Genomic DNA, 18,969 nt, shown 5'->3' with positions numbered 1-18,969 from the left:
GAAGCTTCGACCTAAGGGTAGTAACCGCTGATGGTTTTGACTTTGACGCCCGGCCGGACGGTTTCGAGCTCGACGCTGCGAAACTCGCGATCCTCGGCGGTGTTGGAGGACTGGTAGGCGATCAGGTACTGGCTGCGCAGCTCTTCTTGAATCGACTGGTAGATCGCGTCGAGCTCGCCGATGTTGCCGATGAAGAAGCTGCGTCCGCCGGTTTCGTCGGCGATCTGGGCAAGCTTGCGACGGGCGTCATTGGAGCCCAGGTTGAGGCCGACGGTGTAGACCGTCACACCGGCGCGGCGAGCGTACTCGAGGGCTTCCTCGAAGGTGAACTTGCTGGCTTCGTCGCGGCCGTCGGAGAGCACCAGCAGTGCCCGCTGGCCTTTGATGCCGGCGAAGTAGTAGAGGGAGAAGATCAGGCTGTCATAGAGCGCCGTTTCGCCCTCGGCCGTCAATCCCGCCAAACCTCCTCCGAGGGCCTGTAGGTTGTTGGTCAGCTTCACCGCCAGGTGCGGGAACTTGTTGAAGGTGATCACCGCGGCGCGGTCACGGGGAGTGATCGCCTGCTCGAAGAAGGACAGGGCCGCCTTGCGAGCTGCTTCCAGGGAGCCCCGCATGGAGCCCGAGTTGTCGATCAGGATGCCGGCGTGGATCGGTAGATCGCGGACCTCTTCGAAGCGTTCGATGGACTGGGGCACGCCGTCCTCGGAGACCTGGAACTCGTCCTTGGTCAGCCCCTGAATCGGTCGCCCGCGGCCATCGAAGGCGCTGGTGTAGAGCTCGACGAACTGGACGTCGAGCTCTTCCAGGTACTCCGGGGCGTTGACGAACACCAGGTCTTCCGTGAAGTTGCCGTCGGGGAGATAGGCGACGGCGCGCACGTAGGTCAGATCGTCGCTCTGGGGCAGCACGATGGGCTGGCTGTAGGGCGGTTGGTAGAGGGTGGCGATGAGGTCCTCGTTGACGAAGAACTCGACCCGATCGACTTCGCGGCCGTCGGGCGTCTCGACCTCCGCCCGGGCCTGCAGGCTCTGTTCGTACTGGCGTCCCTTGACCGGCTCCGTCAAGCGCACCGCAAAGCGATTGCCGCCGGCGTTGATCAGAGCTTCGTCGCGAGCGATGTCGCGGCCGGCGCTGTCGTAGGCCTCGACCCGCAGGGTGTGGAGCTGCGGAAACTCGCCGAGGTCGATTTCGACGTTGTAGGGCGGCCGGTTCTTGGTCATCACCAGCCGTTCGTCGAGAAAGAACGAGACTTTCTTGATGTCGTCCCCGACGGCGAGGGTGTCGATGCGAACCAGGCCAGTGTGTAAGTCGCCACTCGGCGGGATGATGCGCACCGTGGTCTCGCCGGCGCTGATCGCTTCGGTGGCCTCGGTGAACAGGCGCGCGGTCTCGGAGTCGGTGGTGCGGCTCGCCGCGATCACCCGCTCGACCTTCGGCACCGTGATGTCCTGCTCGTGGCGGAAGACGGCATGGCTGTTGAGGTCTTCGAGGCGCAGGATGAGCCGGTAGGTGCCGGGCCTCAGCAGGCGTTGGAAGGCCAGCGGAACGTTGCGGCCGGCGGCCAGGGAGGCGGCGGGAAATCCGAACTTGTAGCGGAAGTTCTCGAACAGGCGATCCTCCGCCACCACCTCGCCGACGAGCAGGAAGTCGGCCGAACGATGGCCCGCGAACTCACCGAAGGTGATCTCCTGGTGCGGCAGCGTCAGCAGGCCCTGGAGCACGGTGCGGCTATCGCGACGCCCGGGATAGGTGGTCTCGAAGGCGGCGTTGAGCGGGGTCGTGCCCTCGGCGACGTCGGTCGAGAAAGCGGCGAAGGTGGCGAGCCATTCCTCGCTGCGCGGTCGCGGCTTGGCCAGCACTCGCACCAGGACTCGCTGGTAGTCGATGCCCATGCGTCGCATGACCGACAGCACGTCGGTCAGGCGCCGGCCGTTGATGCACTCGATGGCGGCGTCGATGTTGGCCTGGTAGAAGGCCGCCTGGTCGGGCCGCAGCACGAAGGCGGGGCCGTCCATGCGCCGCTTGATGAAGACCAGGAAGAACGGAAAGTCGACCATCTCGCTGTGCTGATAGACCCACACCTCGGCCGGAATCCGGGTGGTGGTGCAGCGCACCTGGAAGCCGCCTTGCGGCATGCCGTGGGTCAGCAGGATGCGGGCGCGATCGTCGTCGAAGGTCTCGTAGCGCGCCTCGATGGTCGAGGCGGTGCGCTCCCAGCGCTCCTTCAGCTCGTTGCGGGCGGTCTCCGGGAAGGGGTCTCGCATGCGCCAGAAGCGGTCGATGAAGGCATCGCGCTGGTAGTCCCGCGTCAGCCGCAGGAAGGCCCGCCGTTCGTTGACGGTGATGAATGGGGAAGCGGCCCGCAGCCACTGCCGGAAGCGCGGTTTCAGGTTGGCGATGGGGTCGGTCGTATCGACCTCGGCGTCCCCGGAGCCGGCTTTTTCGGAGGGGGATTCGGTCGCAGGGGCGTCGATAGCCGGCGGTTCGGTGGCCGAAGCCAGGCCGGCGGTCAGCAACAGGCTCAGGAGAAGGGCGATCAAGACCGGCACGTAGCGGTGTACGGTGCGCGCAAGCTCGATGGACTCCTTTGCCGGTTGGGCTTGTGCTGCAGCCCAAGTCCTCTTCATCGCCGCGGAAGTCTATCAGGGATGTCGCTGCGCCATGGCGAGGGGCGAGCTCGAGGCCGCTGGTCGCAAGCTCAGGTCGCCTTTTAGCCCCCCTCGGCCGGGCGCCCCTCAGCCGGGCGCCCCTGAGCCGGGCGCCCCTCAGCCGGGCGCCCCTGAAAGAGGGCGCAGACGATGCCCTGCTCAATGAGGGCGAGCTGCAGGGTCATCTGGTCCCGCAGGGCCATTGGCCGGAGAATCTCCTCTCCGGCCGCCAGACGAGGCATCAGCGCGGTGAGGAAGCGAGCCTTCCCCTCGGTACCGGTGGGATGCGGCAGCTTCGCCGGCCAGCGCTCCGGGGGAGGCAGTAGGAAGATTGGCATCTCCGAGACGACGGTCAGGGGATCGCCGGCGATGCGGCGCACCGTCTCCATCGAGCTCGGTCGGAAGAGGGCCGCCGTCTGCGGCTCGCCGCGAGCCTCGAAGTGGGCCTGCATGGCGCGCGAGTCGGGGCGGGTCGAGAAGCCCGGAGCGATGCGCTCGAAGCCCTTTTCTCCACCGCGGTCGACATCGTGGAGGCGATAGCCCATCGACTCGACTCGGGTCGCGAGGTTCCGTTGCAGGGTCTCCGAACGTTCGACCCAGCTCTTTTCGAGCAGAAACCAAGGGCCGTCGGCGAAGGCCATGCCGTGGAGGGTGGCGTGAAAGACGATTCGGCCTGGCGCGGACTCCAGGAAGGCGGCCACCGCACGCGCCTCGGGCCTTGCTTCGAGGTCGGTGGAAGAGCGCGGAAAACCGAACTCGAGATCGTCGCCGGGAGCCTCACGGACGACGTCGCGAAGGTAGCGCTCGAGGTCGTAGCCGCGGTCCGATCGGCCCTGCCAATCGGCGACCGGCAGCGTGTGGTCCGACCAGCGCCGGTTGCGCTCCTCGCCGTCGGGGTTGACGTGGGGTACCAGCCGCCAGTGGAGCGGCCGTCGCCAGGGGGCCGCTGCTGCCGTCGCCAGCCAGCGCGCCAGCCGGCGCAGCAGCTCCGGTCCGACCGGCTCGTCGGCGTGGCAGCCGGCGATCAGGCTGATGGTGGAGGCGCCCGGCGCTGCGCTGTCGAAGCGGTGGGCGAGGATCGGGCGGCCTTGCCGCGATTGGCCGAGAATCTCGGCCGCCGGGGTCTCGCGACTTCCGGCGGCGAGGATCTCGTCAACGGGCAGGGACGCCGGCCAGAGGCTCACGGGAAGTCGCAGGAGCGGCCGCCGTTGCCGGCAGCTCGGCGGCGAGGGCGGAGGCGGCGAGCAGGATCCAGCCGATCCAGACGAGATCCGCCGCCAGCAGGTGAACTAGCTGCAGCCAGACCGGTGCGGCCAGGGCCAGGTTGACGAAGCCGATGCCGAGCTGAATTCCGAACATGGTGAGGAAGAAGCGGCAGTTCCAGGTGACCGCGGCGGTCGGCTGAAGGCGTTGGATCTTGAGCGCCAAGGCGCCTAGCAGGAGGGTGGCGCCGATCGCGATGATCGGATGGAACACGCGCAGTCGCACCAGGATGTGGGCGGTCGGTGAAAGATCCTGGGCGATGCCCTCGCGCAGACTCTCGGCCGGGAAGAGGGTGTCGCCGAGGGCGGCAATGGCACCGCTGACGCTGACCAGCAGAAGCAGCAGGATGCCGCCCAGGGCGAGCCAAGCGGTCTGCCGGTGGAGCGGCCGGCGAGGCCGCGAAAGCCCTCCCGACCAGGCCGCCGTGAGGGTCAGGGCGGCGACCAGGAAGAAGGTATTGAGGAGGTGGGCGGCCATCACGTAGGCGCGCTCGATGGAGTCGTTGTCGGCCACCAGCCCGAAGCGCACCAGGCCGGCGCCGAGCAGGGCCTCGCTGATCAAGAACACCATGCTCACCACCGCCGCCAGCCGCACCCGGTGACGCTTCGGATAGGTGCGGAAGGCCGCGATCAGCAGGCCGAGCACGAGGAAGCCGTCGAGGCCGCTGGTCAGGCGGTGGCTGAACTCGATCATCGTCTCGACGCTTTCCGGCCGCGGCACCACCTCGCCATTGCACAGCGGCCAGTGATTGCCGCAGCCGGCACCGGAGCCGGTGGCGCGCACGAAGGCGCCCCACATGATGACCAGCAGGTTGTAGCCCAGCACGAACCAGGCGAAACGGGTGAATTTTGGTGTGGAAGTGGAGCTCAAGGCGAACCTCCCGTGGATCGCCAGTCTACCAGGCGGCGACGCCGTCGTCGCGACCAGAGATGCTGGTAGGCTCCGGCGCGGCTCGCGAGCCGTCCACTTTTCGAGGAGGCCAAGAATCGTGATCGATCTCATCTGGATCATCGGTGGTGCAGCGCTGCTCTACTTCGGCGGTGACCTGCTGGTCAACGGCTCCTCGTCCCTCGCCCGAATTCTCGGCATGAGCCCTTTGGTGGTGGGCTTGACGGTGGTCGCTTTCGGCACTTCGAGCCCGGAGCTCGCCGCGACGCTGGTGGCGGCCTACAAAGGGGCCCCACAGGTGGCGATCGGCAATGTTCTGGGATCGAACATCGCCAACCTCGGGCTCATTCTGGGCTCGGCGGCGCTGTTCTATCCACTCCTCGCCATGGCGCGCTTTATCCGCCGTGAGCTGCCCTTCATGATTTTGACCTCGGCATTGATGATGCCGTTGGCCCTCGACGGTAGCTATGGCGCCATCGACGGCCTGATGCTGGTGGCGCTACTCGTCTTCTACCTCTGGATGCTGCTGCGCAAGGGTGAGAAGCCAGTGGTCGAGGAGGAGTTTCGCAACGAGTTCGGGGACGAGACCGGCACCATCTGGAAGGCGGCGATCTCGGTTTTGGTGGGGATCGGGCTGTTGGTGGGCGGTGCCTATGCCCTGGTCGAGGGGGCGGTCTCCTTGGCTCGCGGATTCGGCATCTCGGAGACGGTCATCGGCATTACCGCCGTGGCCTTGGGAACCAGCCTGCCGGAGTTGGCGGCGGCTCTGGTGGCGGCTCGGCGACGCGAGGGCGACATCATTCTCGGCAACATCGTCGGCTCGAACATTTTCAACGTGTTGGCGATTCTCGGCCTGGCGGCCATCGCGTTGCCGATTCCGGTGGATATCGGAGAGATCCGCACCCCCTTCCTGGTGATGATGTTCCTCTCGCTCATCCTGTTGCCCTTCTTGCTCACCCGCCGTCGGCTGTCGCGCCCGGAGGGCGCTTTCCTGCTGTTGGTTTATTTGGGCTACACGCTGTCCCTCTACCTGGTCTGAGGACCGCGCCCGCTGGAAGCTGTATCGGGAAGTCGAATCCGGGACGCGGCCCAACAGTGATGGTTCGTGAGTCCCTCTGCCGGCGCTCGAAGGCACCGGGAGAGGGATTGGCGACTCAGTCGGTCGCGGTGCCGCGGCAGACGTCCGGCTCGCCGCAGGCGTTGGGGTGCCAGCCGTCTGGCAAGTCCTCTTCCGGCGGACACTGCGGCCCGATGAACTCCCAGCCATTGGGGTTGTTGGGATCGTTGGCGCAGGTCGTGCCATCGGAGCGCACCCCGCGACAGACGTGGTGTAGGCCCGGCGAGGGAGCGCCATTGCTACTGGGCTGACACTGTTCGGTACCGACTTCGTGGATCGCGCCGGAGGTGCAGGGCAGGCAGTCGAGCTGGCTGTCGTGCACGATGACGGTGCGCTCGGCCAGGTTGTTGCCTTCGTCGCTTTCGGCGACGTCGTTGTCGCTGTCCGCAATGGCGAGAATGTCATGCTCCCCGCCATCGACGACTTCGCCGGTGACGAAGCGCAGGGATTCCGAGGCCATGGGCGGCAGTGCCGGCAGATCGAAGGTCTCGGCGTGAGCGGAGTCCGTCGGAGTCAGCACTGCGACCGTGGCCCTCGACGGGCTAGCGGTCGTTCCACCGACGTTGGTGATGGTCATCTCGACTTCCAATGGATGGCCCGAGGCGGGGTTGGCATCACTGGACCGGAGGCGCGTAATGCGCAGATCCGCCTCCGAAGTCGCCTGTCCCTCGCCGACCTCGAAACTCAAGGTCATCAGGTTGTTGCTTTCGTCCCCTTCGGCGACTTCGTTCTGGGAGTCGATCTCGAAGGTCACCCTGTGGAGGCCGTCTTCGAGCTCCGGGTAGCCGAGCTCCTCGCCTCGAATGGTCAAGAATCGGCTGCGCCCAGGGCCGAGGGTCCCGGCATAGCGATCGCGCGACTCGGTGCTGCCGTCGGGCTTGCGCAGAGTGACTCGATAGTGATGGCTAGGCGCCACCGTCGATCCCTCGTTGTGAAGAGTCACCTGAAGCTCGAGCTGGTCGCTGGCAACCGGTGCCGAGGGCAGGTAGGCCGCCACCGGCACTCGGAGATCCGCCGGCCGGGTCGGGTCCTCGTCCCAGACCGGACGCCTTCCCGGGTTGATGCGCCGGCACCACTCGGGCGCGTTGCTCGTGTTGCACTCCGGAAGTTGGGCACGAAAGTTCGCGTAGGAAAGATCGAGCGGTAGACCCGGATGGCTGTCGTTCTCGCAACGGACCCAACCGTCGAGGTTGTCGGCATCGAAGCAGGCCCAGCGCTCCGGAGGTAGCGAACTCCCGGTGGCAGAGCCGCCATTGAGGAAGAGCGGAATCACCACCATCTGGCAAATGAACTTTGGTTTTCCCGATCCTTGGGAGTTCGGCACCGAGCCGGAGGTGTGAGCGTTTGCTTCGTCGCAATCGTAGAAGACGATCCACCCGGGATTGAGCCAGTGCCTGGCGGTCGCCTGGAGGGCCCGGTCGCGGAAGTTGGGACCGCCCTGGGCTGCATCCGAGGCTTCTCCATTGGTCATGCAGCCGACGAGCTGATTGCCCAACAGGATCGGCACCGGGAAGTCGGGAAGGCAGGCGCAGTTGCCGTCGATCTTGGTCATGCGCTCGGGCTGAATACAGCCGGCTCCTGGGCGGCAGTCGGGACGATCGGCAGGATTTCCCGACTTGCAAACACACTTGCCGTCTTGAAGGTCGAAGATGCGCAGTGAGTCCTTGCAGATCGGACTCCAGGGACGGGAGGATCCCTCAATCGGAGAAACGCCCGGGGCATCTTGGGAGCCCGGCAAGGTCGAGTTGGAGTCGATCGAGACGGTGAGATTGTCTCCGATATCGAACGAAATCGATCCTGCGACGAGCCAGTAGGCTCGATATCTGGGTTCGGCTTTGGCCTCGTAGGTGCGATCCGGAAAGGTGAACGGGGACCAAACCGATCGGGCGCCGTAGTAGCCGATGAATCGGGGTTCTGGATTTACCCCGGCGTAAACGAGGTCGTTGTGGACCAGTCCCGGATGCTGGCTGAAAGGACTTCGCCTTTCGGGGGTCCCCCAGGTCACTGTCTGGTAGCTCTCGAGGTCCAAGTTGATGAGGGTATTGGGACGGGTCCCCTCTCGCCAATCGGTCGAGACATTGAACGAAAATCCCTTGAGCTCGGCCGTGAATTCGAAAAAGGTCGAGAGGTCGCCGAAGTCGTCGGTCAGTTTTCTTTCAGGGGTCGCCTCATATTTGAGAATTGTAATGTCGATGTAGGCTGCCTCTGCGAGGTGGCTGGTGAAGGCGATGGCGAAGGCAAGGCAGCAGAGGACTCTCTTCACTGCACACCTCCGCTGGGGTCACTGTTGGCGAAGGCTTGCCGTAGCTCCGTTGCGGTGGCTTGCCTCTTGGAGCGGGTTGGGAGGTAGAAAGTGCGAACGGCCTGGGGCATGAAACCCTCGATCACCGAACGCGCCAGGACTTCTGAGGGCTGGGCCGACCCAGGAAAGTCTCGAGTGTCCTGCAGGGCGAGGAATTCGTCGAGGGCCGTGTTGAGGGCGTCCTTGTTTGCAGATTCACCGGTAATTTCCATGGTCTCGAAGGCCGCGAGGGTGAGTGTGGCGCCGCGGCTCTGAGCGTGAGAGCGCACCAACGGCATGAGCTGTGACTCCCTTTCGAGATCGAGGTGCATCTCGTAGCTGTCGATCAGATTGCGGACATCGGCGAGGAATCGGTCGATGGTCAAAGGCGTCCCGTAGCGCGAGAAACTGGCACCTTCGAGTTGTGGGAATAACTGATAGAACATCACTTGATTGGGCTCCCCTTCGAGATCGAGGTGCATCTCGTAGCTGTCGATCAGATTGCGGACATCGGCGAGGAATCGGTCGATGGTCAAAGGCGTCCCGTAGCGCGAGAAACTGGCACCTTCGAGTTATGGGAATAACTGATAGAACATCACTTGATTGGGCTCCCCGTCTTTCGAGGACTTGGCGAAGCGCTCGAGGACTTTGAAGAGAAGATCTCGGTAGGAAGCGAGATCAGGCCGCTTTTTGGGGTCGACGGTTACTGTCAAGAGCTGGCTGGTGGAGCCTGTGCCGCCGACACTTTGTTCTCTCACTTCGACGCCGAACAGGTCGATGGAATCTCGCAGCGTCGTGCGTAGCTCACCTTCGTGATCGTGCAGCCCAGTGACTCGGTAGATCTCGGCCACTGCGTTCTGGGCTTGGTCTTCTCGAGCGCCGTTGGTCCACCACTGAAATTCACTGGTCTTCCAATGCTTGGTCTTCTCGAACTGGGGTCCTGAAAGCTCGAAACCGAAGACTGCATGCGCATTTCGACGAATCTCGTCGTCTGGTGGTGGCTCGTCGGTGCCACCGATTCGGCCGGTGTCATGGTGCGACAATGGGTGGGGGTACTTCACTGCCGTTTCGGCCCATGCCGAACTGACGAGCAGAACGGCGACCGAGCACTGGATGGTTCTGGATAAGGCGCTGCTGAGTCTCATAGAGATGACCTCCAAGATTGGATCGTGGGTCCTCCGCCAGAGGGCGGGGGAACGGCGACGGGCCCAGGCTAGGGGGTCATCGGCTGATGAACCTCATTGTTGAGTCTTGGTCAGTCTTGCGAAGTCTTTTGCGGTGACCTGCTGCTGAAGGACACCTGCCTTCCTCGGGTTGCGCAGTCCTCGAGGTGCCTGCTGGAGAGCCTTGGAGCTCGCCTGAAAATCAAAAATCCCGCCTCCGAAGGGAGACGGGATTTGAAAGAGCCGGCTCTCCTGGGAGGCTAGCTTCGGCGGCGAAGCACCCCGAAGGCACTCAGGGCGAGCAAGAGAGAGACCAGAGCCAGGCCGAGGTTGCCGAGGGTCGGCACCTCGACGACGGTTTCGTCGTCGACGTTGAGGCCCTGGATGTCGAGGACATCTTCGGCGGTGAGGGCGGCGAAGGACAGGTCACCTCCCACCGGATCACCGGTTTCGACCCGGAAGAAAATGTCGCCATCGAGAAGCTCGTCGTCGACGCCGCGGATGGTGACCAGACGGTCGTCCTGCCATTCGTCCTGCTGCCACTCGAGGGTGGCGTTGTCGGCGAAGGGCCCGCCGTCGACGGAAATCTCCGCTTCGCTGGCGTCGTCGACGGTGAGCGGAAGGGTGACCGGCACGGCGTCGAAGGCGGCCTGAGCGGTCAGGCGAATGGCGACGAGGCTCTCGGCGCCGTTCTCCGCCACCACCACGTCGAGGGGAACGATGGTGAAGCCGGCGGTGTCGTCGTCGAGGTTGACGGCGGCGACATCGTTGGGATCGAAGACGGCGTAGAACGGATCGGCGCTGTCGGCGTCCGGTAGCAGGCTGATGGTGTAGTCGAGGTCGTTGTCGTCGAAGTCGTCGGCCTGGCCGGTGACGGTGACCGTCTGGGGCATGTCCCAGTTGCCGGCGTCGAAGCTCAACACCGCAGTGGATAGAGTCCCCTCGGTGACGTCGCTCGAGAACAGCTCGATGTTCACCGCGGCCAGCGGCTCCGAGGTCAGAACGACGGAGAAGCTCGCCGTGGTGCCGGACTCGTCGGTGGTCAGAGGCGTGGCGTCCGGGGTGACGACGGCACCCACCACATCGTTCTCCTCGCGTAGGCCGGAGATGTCCGGCAAGTCGGTGGCGCCGAGGGCGTCGTAGATCGGGTTGTTGCTCGTCGGGTCGCCGGTCACCACGGTGAAGGGGGAGTCCTGGTCGAAGACCAGATCATCGATCGGCGTGACCGTGACATTCCGGGGGTTGGTGCCGTCGGCCTCGGTGAAGACGACCGAGGCTGGCACGCTGGCGATCCCGGCGGGGCTGACGGAAAGGGGCACGGTCACCGTTTCACCGGGCGCCAGCGGTGCGATCAACGACAGAGCGAGGGTTTCGGTGGTGCCGCTCTCGGCGATGGCGAGGTCGTTGAGGGGGTTGGCAGCGATGCCGGCCGAATCGTCGTCGAGGTTCTCGACCGCTACCGCCGGCAGGATCAAGCCGTCATAGCCGGGATCGCCCGGGCTCGAAGCGGGCCCGAGGGCGATGCTGTAGGCCATCGAGGCCTCGGGGATTCCATCGTCCACCGGTGTGACGGTGACCGTCTGGGGCTGGTCCCAATTGCCGGCGTCGAAGCTAAAGGAGGTCGTCGAGACGGTTCCTTCGCCCGCCGGCGCGGCTCCGACGGGGATCGCGACCGGGGCGTTGGGGGGAGCTTCCAGGGCCACCGTGAAGCTGGCCGTGACGCCCGCTTCTGAGGTTTGGACCGCCGTGGCCGACAGCTCAGCTCCCGGAGACAAGGCCTCACCGATGAAGCGGAACGCTGCGTCGCGCTCGAAGGGGCCGGCATCGCCCGGCCGGGTGATCAGGCAGTCCGTCACCCGTCGCCTCCAGCTGCCCTGGTCACAGCGCACGACCGTGTCGGTGCTCTGGATCAGGCCGACGCTCTGCATCCAGACGCTCTCCGCGCCGATGGTGGTGCCGGTATCGGGAGCGGCGGAGCTCTCGGTCCAGCCCCAGAGACCGTTCGAGAGCAGGGCCATCACCGGCTGGACCGCCAGCCAGTAGGTGCCGGGGGTCAGGACTAAAGGGTCGGGATTGCCGTCGTCGTCCACCAGGACGACGCGGAAGTCGCCGTCGTCGACGTCGGTGTAGCTGCGCGCCGGGTAGGCCTTGACGGCGCCGCCGACGACGTCGGTGGTGGCGGGAAAGCCGGCGCCGCCGTCGGGCAGGAAGTAGACGTTGACCGAGGCCGCCGGTCCGCTGTTGCCGAGAAAATCGATGTAGACGCCGCGCACCTCGACCGTGTCGATGCGCCAGCCGTGACCGCCGACGGTGAAGTCGTCGGCCTCGATCACCGAAGGCTGCTCGGGAAACGGCAAATCGGTGGTTTCGACGACGGAGGTCGCGAAGGCCGGGGATGGCGAGATGCCCGGATAGGTGGAGAAGACGATGCCGCCGAGGGCGCTCGGCGGGGGAGAGTCGACGGCTCCCCGGGGCAGGCCGTCTTCGGCGATCGACTCGAGCCCAGCCGTGGGCGAAGGCTGAGCGATGGCGGTGGGGGTCAGTGTTTGGAAGGGGAGAGCTGCCAGCAACAGGGCGAGGCCGCTGACGGTAGCGCGGTAAGTTCTGGAATGGTAGCGGGGCGCGGTTCGGCTCATGAGTTTCGGTTCCTCGTAGCGTCCTGATGGCAAGCGGATTTCACGCTCTACGGACGGGCAGGCTACGAAGCTCCGGCAGGAGATTTTCCTTGCTCAACCTTGGCTAACTTTGCGCGCTCCCGAGGACACTCTGGCGGTTTTCTGTCTGTGGTCGCAAAGTGTTGATATAAATCATCTTAGTGTTCTGCGGGTGGTCCGGCGATGCTGAAATGGGGACTCCAGCATGGCTTTGAGAGGCGCAGGGCGAGGCGCCTCCGGAGAGCCCTTCAGTGGCGGCGGAGAGGGTTCGGAATCGAGGCGATGGCGCAGCCGAGCCCAGGAGCTCCGGGGCTGCGGACGTCTGAGGTCGAGATGGAGGGCGGCCGGCCCGCCTGCAGGGCCGGCTGGGTCAGTGAGCCTGCGCGCCCTTCCAGTCGTCGATCACCGAGGCGCGCTCGGCCCAGGTGCTGTCCGGGTAGCGCTGGCGCAGCGCCTGCCAGCCCTGATGGAGGCGATGCATGTCTCGCTGGCCGTCCTGAAAGGCTGCCATGCCGGCCCAGTAGAGAGCTTCCGGGGCCGCGGCGGCCTCCGGCCACCGGTCGGCGATGCGTCCCATCGCGGCCTCGGCGTCGGCGAAACGACCGCGGGCGATGTCCTGCAGGCCGAGGGTCAGGTGGAGCTCGGCGAGGAAGCCTTCCGGCGGCAGCCAACCGACGAGCCGCCGAACCTCCCGGCCTCGGCGGTCGCAGAAGCGGAAGGTCGGGGCCCACGGCACCGGTGCGCCACCGCTGGCGGCGCGGAAGTCCTCATGGGGCGTGCTGAGGTCGAGCTTGTAGAGGTTGAAGCGCTCCGTCAGGAGCGCGGCGACTCGGTCGTCTGGGTACGTCACGGCACCCATGCGCGCACAGCCCAGTCAACCCGGGGCCCAGAAATAGACCAGGCAGACCTCGGCGGACCCTGCGAGGGCCTCGCCGAAGTTGCCGTGCCAGCTCAGCTCGAGATTCGGATGGCTCACTGGCCGCGATTCCGCTCGGCGTCGATGAGGGCCTTGCCGGAGCTCTCGATCTCCTGCACCAGGGCATCGGCGAAGCCCGAGGTCGGGACCTTGGTGGCGCCCTCCATCTGGCGCGCGAAGTCGTAGGTCACCACCTTGCGGCCGACCACCCGTGGATAGGCGCCCTTGATCATGTCGGCGGCCTCCTGCCAGCCCATGTACTCGAGCATCATGACGCCCGAGAAGAGCAGCGAGCCGGGGTTGGCCATGTCCTTGTTGGTGTACTTCGGGGCCGAGCCGTGGGTGGCTTCGAAGAGCGCCACGTGATCGCCGATGTTGGCACCGGGCGCGATGCCGACGCCGCCCACTTCGGCGGCGACAGCGTCCGACAGATAGTCGCCATTGAGGTTGCTGGTGGCGAGGACGTCGAACTCTGCCGGGCGTAGCTGCAGGTGCTGGAACATGATGTCGGCGATGCGATCCTTGATCACGATCTTGCCGGCCGGTGCCTCGCCGCCGAAGTCGTCCCAGACCTGATCTTCGGTGATGGTCACGTTCCCGAACTCCTCGCGGGCGACCTCGTAGCCCCAGGCGCGGAAGGCGCCCTCGGTGAACTTCATGATGTTGCCCTTGTGCACCAGGGTGACGCTCTTGAGGTTACGGTCGATGGCGTACTGGATGGCCTTGCGCACCAGGCGCTTGGTGCCGAAGGAGCTGATCGGCTTGACCCCCAGGCCGGCGCCCTCGAAGAAGCTGGCCCCCATCTCCTCGCGCAGGAAGCGGGCCAGTTTCTCGTTCTCGGGCGAGCCGGACTCGTACTCGATACCGGCGTAAACGTCTTCGGTGTTCTCACGGAAGATCACCACGTCGACGTCCGCCGGATTGCTCAGCGGCGACGGCACGCCCTCAAACCAGCGCACCGGTCGGACGCAGGCGTAGAGGTCGAGGTCCTGGCGCAGGGAAACGTTGAGGGAGCGGAATCCACCCCCGACCGGGGTGGTCAAGGGTCCCTTGATCGACACCACCAGATCCTGCAGGGCGGCGCGGCCCTCTTCCGGATAGTAGTCCCCACCGTAGAGGTCGGCAGCCTTCTCCCCGAAGTAGAGCTCGGCCCAGTGGATACGGCGCTGGCCGTCGTATGCCTGCTCGACGGCGGCGTTCCAAACCCGGTGAGCCGCTTTGGTGATGTCGGCGCCAATGCCGTCGCCCTCGACGAAGCCGACGATGGGATCGTCCGGGACCACCAGCTGGCCGTCTTGAACGGAGATTTTAGTGCCGCTTTCGGGAAGGCGGATATGTTGGTAGCTCATCGGTTGGGTCTCCAGAGCGTTTGAGTCGAGATGGGCGGTGGGCGAGTTGGCGGCGCCGATACGGCGCCGCCGAGTCAACCTCTTTGAGCGTCAGGGCAGGCCGACGGTCGTGCTCCAGCGAGAGGTATCGCCGTTTTCGAAACTGTCCGCGAAGATATAGGTCACCTGAGTGGAGATCAAGTCCCGCAGAGAGTCCTGCAGATTGGTGAAAACGTCCTGGGGATTCGAGCCGTCGAGATCAGCGCGGCGGATCTTCCCGTTGGGGTCGTCGTCGGACCCGACACCCTCGGTCCAGTAGATCCAGCCGTTGCCGGCGTCGATGGCGAGGTCGTGGGGCTGGTCGAGGCTCGAGAGGATGATCTCCGGGTTCGAGCCGTCGAGATCGGCCCGCGAGATGGTCTCGTTGGCGCGGTCGGTCCAGTAGAGCTTGCCGCCGGCGACATCGAGGTCGAGGCCCCGGATGCCGCCGCTCTGACCGGTCAGGATATCGGTGAGGTTGGAGCCGTCGAGATCGGCGCGGCGGATGGCCGCCGTCGGCGAGCTGCCGCCGCTGATGCCCTCGGTCCAGTAGAGGTGGCCATTGACCGGGTCGAGGGCGAGATCATGGGGCTTCTCGCGGCTCGGCACGACGGTCGCCGGGCCACTACCGTCGGTGCCCGCCGAGTAAATGCCGCCGCCGCTGGCGGCTTCCTCGGTTTGGGCCCAGTAGAGAGTTCCGGTGGTGGGCAGGCGGCCCTGGACGATGACGCCGGGTTCGATGTCAGCCCAGAACAGAAAGTCACGTGGTCCCTGGGCGCCGGCAGGCGTCGCGACCAGCCAGAGAATTGCCAGCAAGAGCCCAGCAAGACGGCAGGTGAGGAGCATCTTCATGGTTGTTCGAACCTCGAGTTCTGTCGAAAAGGGCCGGCAGCGGAGACGCTGCCCGGGGAGGCCGATTCTATCCCGTGATCGACCAGTCCTTGGTAGGATCCGCGCTGCCGGTCTGGCCGTAATCTCTCCGCGAAGGCGGCCTCCAATCATCCGTCCCACCGGTCCTCGAAGATCGGTTTCCCAGCGAGGAGCTCTACAGACCATGAGCGATATCACCAGCCGCGGCTACGCCCATCCTGATGTTCTGGTGTCGACGGAGTGGGTCGAACGACACCTGAACGATCCCAAGGTTCGTATCGTCGAGTCGAACGAGGATCCGCTGCTCTACCCCGCCGGTCACATTCCCGGCGCGGTGGAGGTCGACTGGACCCGCGACCTCAACGATCCGGTGCGCCGCGATTACCTCGGGCGCGAAGGTTTCGAGCGCCTGATGCGGCGCCTCGGCATCGAGGCCGACACCACGGTGGTGTTCTACGGCGACAAGAACAACTGGTGGGCAACCTATGCCTTCTGGGTCTTCCAACTCTTTGGTCACCAGAACGCGCGGGTGATGGACGGCGGCAGCCTGAAGTGGAAGAACGAGGGGCGGGCGGTGACTCGCGAGGTGCCGACCTACGCCGAGTCCACCTACCAGGCGTCGCAGCGCGACGACTCGGTGGTGCGAGCCTTCCGCGGCGAGGTGCTCGACCACGTCAGCGGCCGGCGGCCCCTGATCGACGTGCGCAGCCCGGAGGAGTACACCGGCGAACGTCTCCACATGGAGGCCTATCCCAACGAGGGTGCCCTGCGTGGTGGCCACATTCCCGGCGCCGCCAACGTGCCCTGGGGGCGCGCCATCGATCCCGCCGACGGCACCTTTCTGACCGCCGAGGCGCTGCGCGAGATCTACGAAGGCGAAGCCGGCCTCGAGTCCGACGACGATGTCGTCGTTTACTGCCGCATCGGGGAGCGCAGCAGCCACACCTGGTTCGTGCTCACCCACCTGCTGGGCTACGACAAGGTGCGCAACTACGACGGCAGCTGGACCGAGTGGGGCAATCTGGTGGGCGTTCCCATCGAGCGCGGCTGATGTTGCCCGAGCGCCTGCGAGAAAATCTCGAGCTGCTCGCCCTGATGCCCGATCGGGCGGACCGCATCCAGCTCCTCATCGATACGGCGGAGCGCTTTCGGGAGGTCTCGGCGGAAATCGCTCAGCGCCCCTTTGGCGAGGAGCATCGGGTGCCGGCCTGCGAGTCGGAAGCCTTTGTCTGGGCGCTGCCGCGAACCGACGGTACCCTCGATTTCCACTTCGCCGTCGAGAACCCCCAGGGAATCTCGGCGATGGCGATGGCGGTACTGCTCGGCGAGTCCCTCTCCGGTGCCCCGCTCGACCAGGTGGCGGCGGTGCCGCGGGATGTCGTCTACGAGATCTTCGGACGCGAGCTCTCGATGGGCAAGTCGATGGGGCTGATGGGGATGGTGGCGATGGTCACCACCTACGCTCGACAAGCCAGCTCGTGAGCTCGCGGGAACTCCTTTCCCGCCAGCGCGATCCAATCAGTTAGCAAGACTCCCTTTTCGCCGAGACCTTCGGTGAGCAGGGACCGGACCTTCCGGCGGCGTGCGCGGGAGTCCGGGACGAGTGGCCCGCGCGGAGCCCTCACTTCGTCATCGATTCGGCCTACGAGGCCGAAGATCGGAGGAGGTGCTCGAATGGAAGAGAAGACTCGGTCCGCGACGTCGGATCATGCCCCGGACTACTGGATCGCCGAGGACGGTGATCCGCGTTTGCGTTGGGCGCTGGTCGGTGCCGCGGCGCTCCACGCCCTGCTGCTCTTCGCCCCGATTCCCCAGGCGGCGGCGACGGATTCGGCGGAAGAGGAGAAGCCCAAGGTCTTCGTGGTGCAGCCGGTGCGCTTCAAACCGCCGGTGGTCGAAGCGGTGCGAGAGATTCCCAAGAAACGGGTCAAGAAGGTCTTCGTCCCGGATCCCAATCCCCACGATCCGGAGCCGCTGCGCCAGGTGGTCGAGATCGAACCGCAGCTCGACCTGCCCGAGTCGGACATCATCTTCGACATTCCATCGGCGCCGCCGCCGGTCGAGCCGGCGGGGATTCTCCGGGTCGGGGGCGAGATCCGGCGTCCGGCGCAGCGGTTCGCGCCCTCGCCGCGTTACTCCGAGATCGCCCGCAAGGCGCGAATCCAGGGGGTGGTGATCCTACGGGCGGTGCTCGACAAGCAGGGCCGCGTCACCGACGTTCGCATCCTCAAGGATCTGCCCTTCGGCCTCGGCGAGGCCGCCGCCGAAGCGGTCGCCCGATGGGAGTACGAGCCGGCGACGCTGCGCGGCAAGCCGGTGTCCGTGGAGATGGAGATCTCGGTGCACTTCAGCGTGCAGTGAGGCTGGCGTTTCCGAGGGGCTGGCCTTTGCCCGCGGCCGCGGTCGGCGTAAGATGCGGCGCACCATGATTACGATCGATCTCAAAGGCAAGCGTGCCCTGGTGATGGGTGTGGCGAATGCTCGCAGCCTCGCCTGGGCGATTGCCTCGCGTCTTCACGAAGCCGGTGCGGAGCTCGCATTCAGCTACCAGGGGGAGCGCCTCCAGGGCGAGCTCGAGAAGCTCACCGCCGACATGCCGGGCCGCCGTCTCTACCAGTGCGACGTCACCAACGAGGAGGAGCTGCGGGGCCTTTTCGCGGATCTCGGCGAGGCCTGGGGCACGCTGGATTACGTCGTCCACGCCATCGCCTTTGCGCCGCGTCCGGCGATGGACGGTCGCTACATCGAGACCACCCGTGATGACTGGATCACCGCCCTGGAGATCTCGTCCTACTCGCTGGTGTCGGTGGCGCGCGAGGCGGAGCCGCTGCTCAACGAGGGCGGCGGCTTGATCACCCTGAGCTACCTGGCGGCGGAGCGGGTGGTGCCGAAGTACAACGTCATGGGCGTCGCCAAGAGCGCCCTCGAGTCGAGCGTGCGCTACCTCGCCTATGAGCTCGGCCAGAAGAAGGTGCGGGTCAATGCGATCTCGGCGGGGCCGGTGCGCACCGTCGCGGCGCGCAGCATTCCGGGCTTCATCAAGATGTACAAGCGCGTCGGGGCGATGGCGCCGCTGGGCGAAAATGTCAGCCACGCAGACGTCGGCAACCTCGGGCTGTACCTGCTGTCGCCGATGTCGAGCGGTATCACCGGGGAGACGGTATACGTCGACGGTGGGTACCACGTCATGGCGATGGAGTTGGGGGACGGGTGACGCCCCGCCTCGGCTTTGGCCGGGGCCGCGGTGGCGGCGGCTCTTCGCTTCGCCAGGTCGCCCGCGTGGTAGTGCTCAGCCTGCGGGTCGGCCCGCTACGGGTAAGCCTGCCTTGTTCGTCAGCCTCCTGCTGCGCGGTCCAGAGTCACCGCATCTCCAGCGTCCTGTGCCCTCTCCGCGTCCTCGACGTACTGAAAGTACGCCTGCGGCGCTTCAAGAACCCAGTCCTTGGATCTACAGCAACTCTGGACTGCTCGCGACGGAGTTGACGAGCAAGAGCAGGCTGTCCATAACTCGCCTTCGGCTCAGACAGATGGCTCCGCTTGTCCTTCGCGTGCCTATGGTCGGACTATGGAAGCTCTTGCTCGCGGGCTCAGGCTTCGCTCTGTGCCGCCACCACCGCGGCCCCTCCGTTGGAGGTTGGGGTCGGGAGTGGGTGCGGGGCGTTTAGGGTGTTGGTGGGGAGGTGTGAGTGCGGCCGCGGTGGCGGCGGCTCTCCGCTTCGCTGAGTCGCCCGCGTGAGATTCCTCAGCCTGCGAGTTGGCCCGCTTCGGGCGGAGCCATAACTCGCCTTCGGCTCAGACAGAT

At 65.7% G+C, this 18,969-nt stretch carries 15 protein-coding genes; 5 read left to right on the top strand and 10 right to left on the bottom strand.

All coding sequences use genetic code 11. The annotated features are described in order from the left end of the window. Positions 1-11 precede the first annotated feature (11 nt). The 3 genes from AAF604_01435 to AAF604_01425 all read right to left on the bottom strand — a co-directional run bounded on the left by AAF604_01435 (position 12) and on the right by AAF604_01425 (position 4,781). A complete protein-coding gene (locus AAF604_01435) occupies positions 12-2,627 on the bottom strand; it encodes a VWA domain-containing protein (GenBank protein MEM7048284.1) in 2,616 nt (871 codons plus the stop codon). A gap of 83 nt (positions 2,628-2,710) precedes the next feature. After that, positions 2,711-3,832 carry a M14 family zinc carboxypeptidase gene (locus AAF604_01430; GenBank protein ID MEM7048283.1) on the bottom strand — a complete coding sequence of 374 codons (1,122 nt, stop codon included), beginning with the start codon at positions 3,830-3,832 and terminating at the stop codon, positions 2,711-2,713. Next, entirely contained in the window at positions 3,801-4,781 is a 981-nt protein-coding gene (locus tag AAF604_01425) for a COX15/CtaA family protein (GenBank protein MEM7048282.1), read from the bottom strand. The genes AAF604_01430 and AAF604_01425 overlap by 32 nt, the downstream gene beginning before the upstream one ends. A gap of 118 nt (positions 4,782-4,899) precedes the next feature. Here AAF604_01425 and AAF604_01420 point away from each other — a divergent pair, with 118 nt between their 5' ends. Continuing rightward, on the top strand, positions 4,900-5,838 hold the full coding sequence (locus AAF604_01420) for a calcium/sodium antiporter (GenBank protein ID MEM7048281.1): 939 nt from the start codon (positions 4,900-4,902) through the stop codon (positions 5,836-5,838). Between the two features lie 115 nt (positions 5,839-5,953). Here AAF604_01420 and AAF604_01415 read toward each other — a convergent pair whose 3' ends face one another. From AAF604_01415 to AAF604_01385, 7 genes are all read right to left on the bottom strand, one after another. After that, on the bottom strand, positions 5,954-8,179 hold the full coding sequence (locus AAF604_01415; GenBank protein MEM7048280.1) for a CARDB domain-containing protein: 2,226 nt from the start codon (positions 8,177-8,179) through the stop codon (positions 5,954-5,956). Next, positions 8,176-8,733, bottom strand: a complete 558-nt coding sequence (locus AAF604_01410; GenBank protein MEM7048279.1) for a hypothetical protein — start codon at positions 8,731-8,733, stop codon at positions 8,176-8,178. Before AAF604_01410 ends, AAF604_01415 begins: the two co-directional genes overlap by 4 nt. A 36-nt stretch (positions 8,734-8,769) precedes the next feature. Then, positions 8,770-9,342: a hypothetical protein gene (locus AAF604_01405; GenBank protein ID MEM7048278.1), complete on the bottom strand. Its 573-nt coding sequence runs from the start codon at positions 9,340-9,342 to the stop codon at positions 8,770-8,772. A 278-nt stretch (positions 9,343-9,620) separates the two neighbouring features. Further along, positions 9,621-11,996, bottom strand: a complete 2,376-nt coding sequence (locus tag AAF604_01400; protein ID MEM7048277.1) for an IPTL-CTERM sorting domain-containing protein — start codon at positions 11,994-11,996, stop codon at positions 9,621-9,623. 388 nt (positions 11,997-12,384) lie between these two features. Next, entirely contained in the window at positions 12,385-12,873 is a 489-nt protein-coding gene (locus AAF604_01395; protein ID MEM7048276.1) for a hypothetical protein, read from the bottom strand. A gap of 113 nt (positions 12,874-12,986) precedes the next feature. Beyond that, a complete protein-coding gene (icd, locus tag AAF604_01390) occupies positions 12,987-14,279 on the bottom strand; it encodes an isocitrate dehydrogenase (NADP(+)) (protein MEM7048275.1) in 1,293 nt (430 codons plus the stop codon). A gap of 90 nt (positions 14,280-14,369) precedes the next feature. Continuing rightward, positions 14,370-15,149: a hypothetical protein gene (locus AAF604_01385; GenBank protein ID MEM7048274.1), complete on the bottom strand. Its 780-nt coding sequence runs from the start codon at positions 15,147-15,149 to the stop codon at positions 14,370-14,372. Between the two features lie 202 nt (positions 15,150-15,351). Here AAF604_01385 and AAF604_01380 point away from each other — a divergent pair, with 202 nt between their 5' ends. The 4 genes from AAF604_01380 (at position 15,352) to AAF604_01365 (ending at position 18,381) form a co-directional block, all read left to right on the top strand. Further along, a complete protein-coding gene (locus tag AAF604_01380) occupies positions 15,352-16,218 on the top strand; it encodes a sulfurtransferase (protein MEM7048273.1) in 867 nt (288 codons plus the stop codon). After that, positions 16,218-16,649, top strand: coding sequence for a SufE family protein (locus AAF604_01375; GenBank protein MEM7048272.1), 432 nt, complete (start codon positions 16,218-16,220; stop codon positions 16,647-16,649). Before AAF604_01380 ends, AAF604_01375 begins: the two co-directional genes overlap by 1 nt. Before the next feature lie 192 nt (positions 16,650-16,841). After that, complete coding sequence (locus AAF604_01370; GenBank protein ID MEM7048271.1) at positions 16,842-17,528, top strand: TonB family protein; 687 nt, start codon at positions 16,842-16,844, stop codon at positions 17,526-17,528. 64 nt (positions 17,529-17,592) lie between these two features. Further along, positions 17,593-18,381 (top strand): enoyl-ACP reductase, encoded by a 789-nt coding sequence (locus AAF604_01365; GenBank protein MEM7048270.1) that lies wholly within the window; start codon positions 17,593-17,595, stop codon positions 18,379-18,381. The last annotated feature ends 588 nt before the right edge of the window (positions 18,382-18,969 follow it).

This window comes from Acidobacteriota bacterium (assembly GCA_039028635.1).
In the GTDB taxonomy this organism is placed as follows: domain Bacteria; phylum Acidobacteriota; class Thermoanaerobaculia; order Multivoradales; family JBCCEF01; genus JBCCEF01.
Note: the sequence above shows the minus strand (reverse complement) of the source record. Positions and strands in the feature narration are given on the sequence as shown.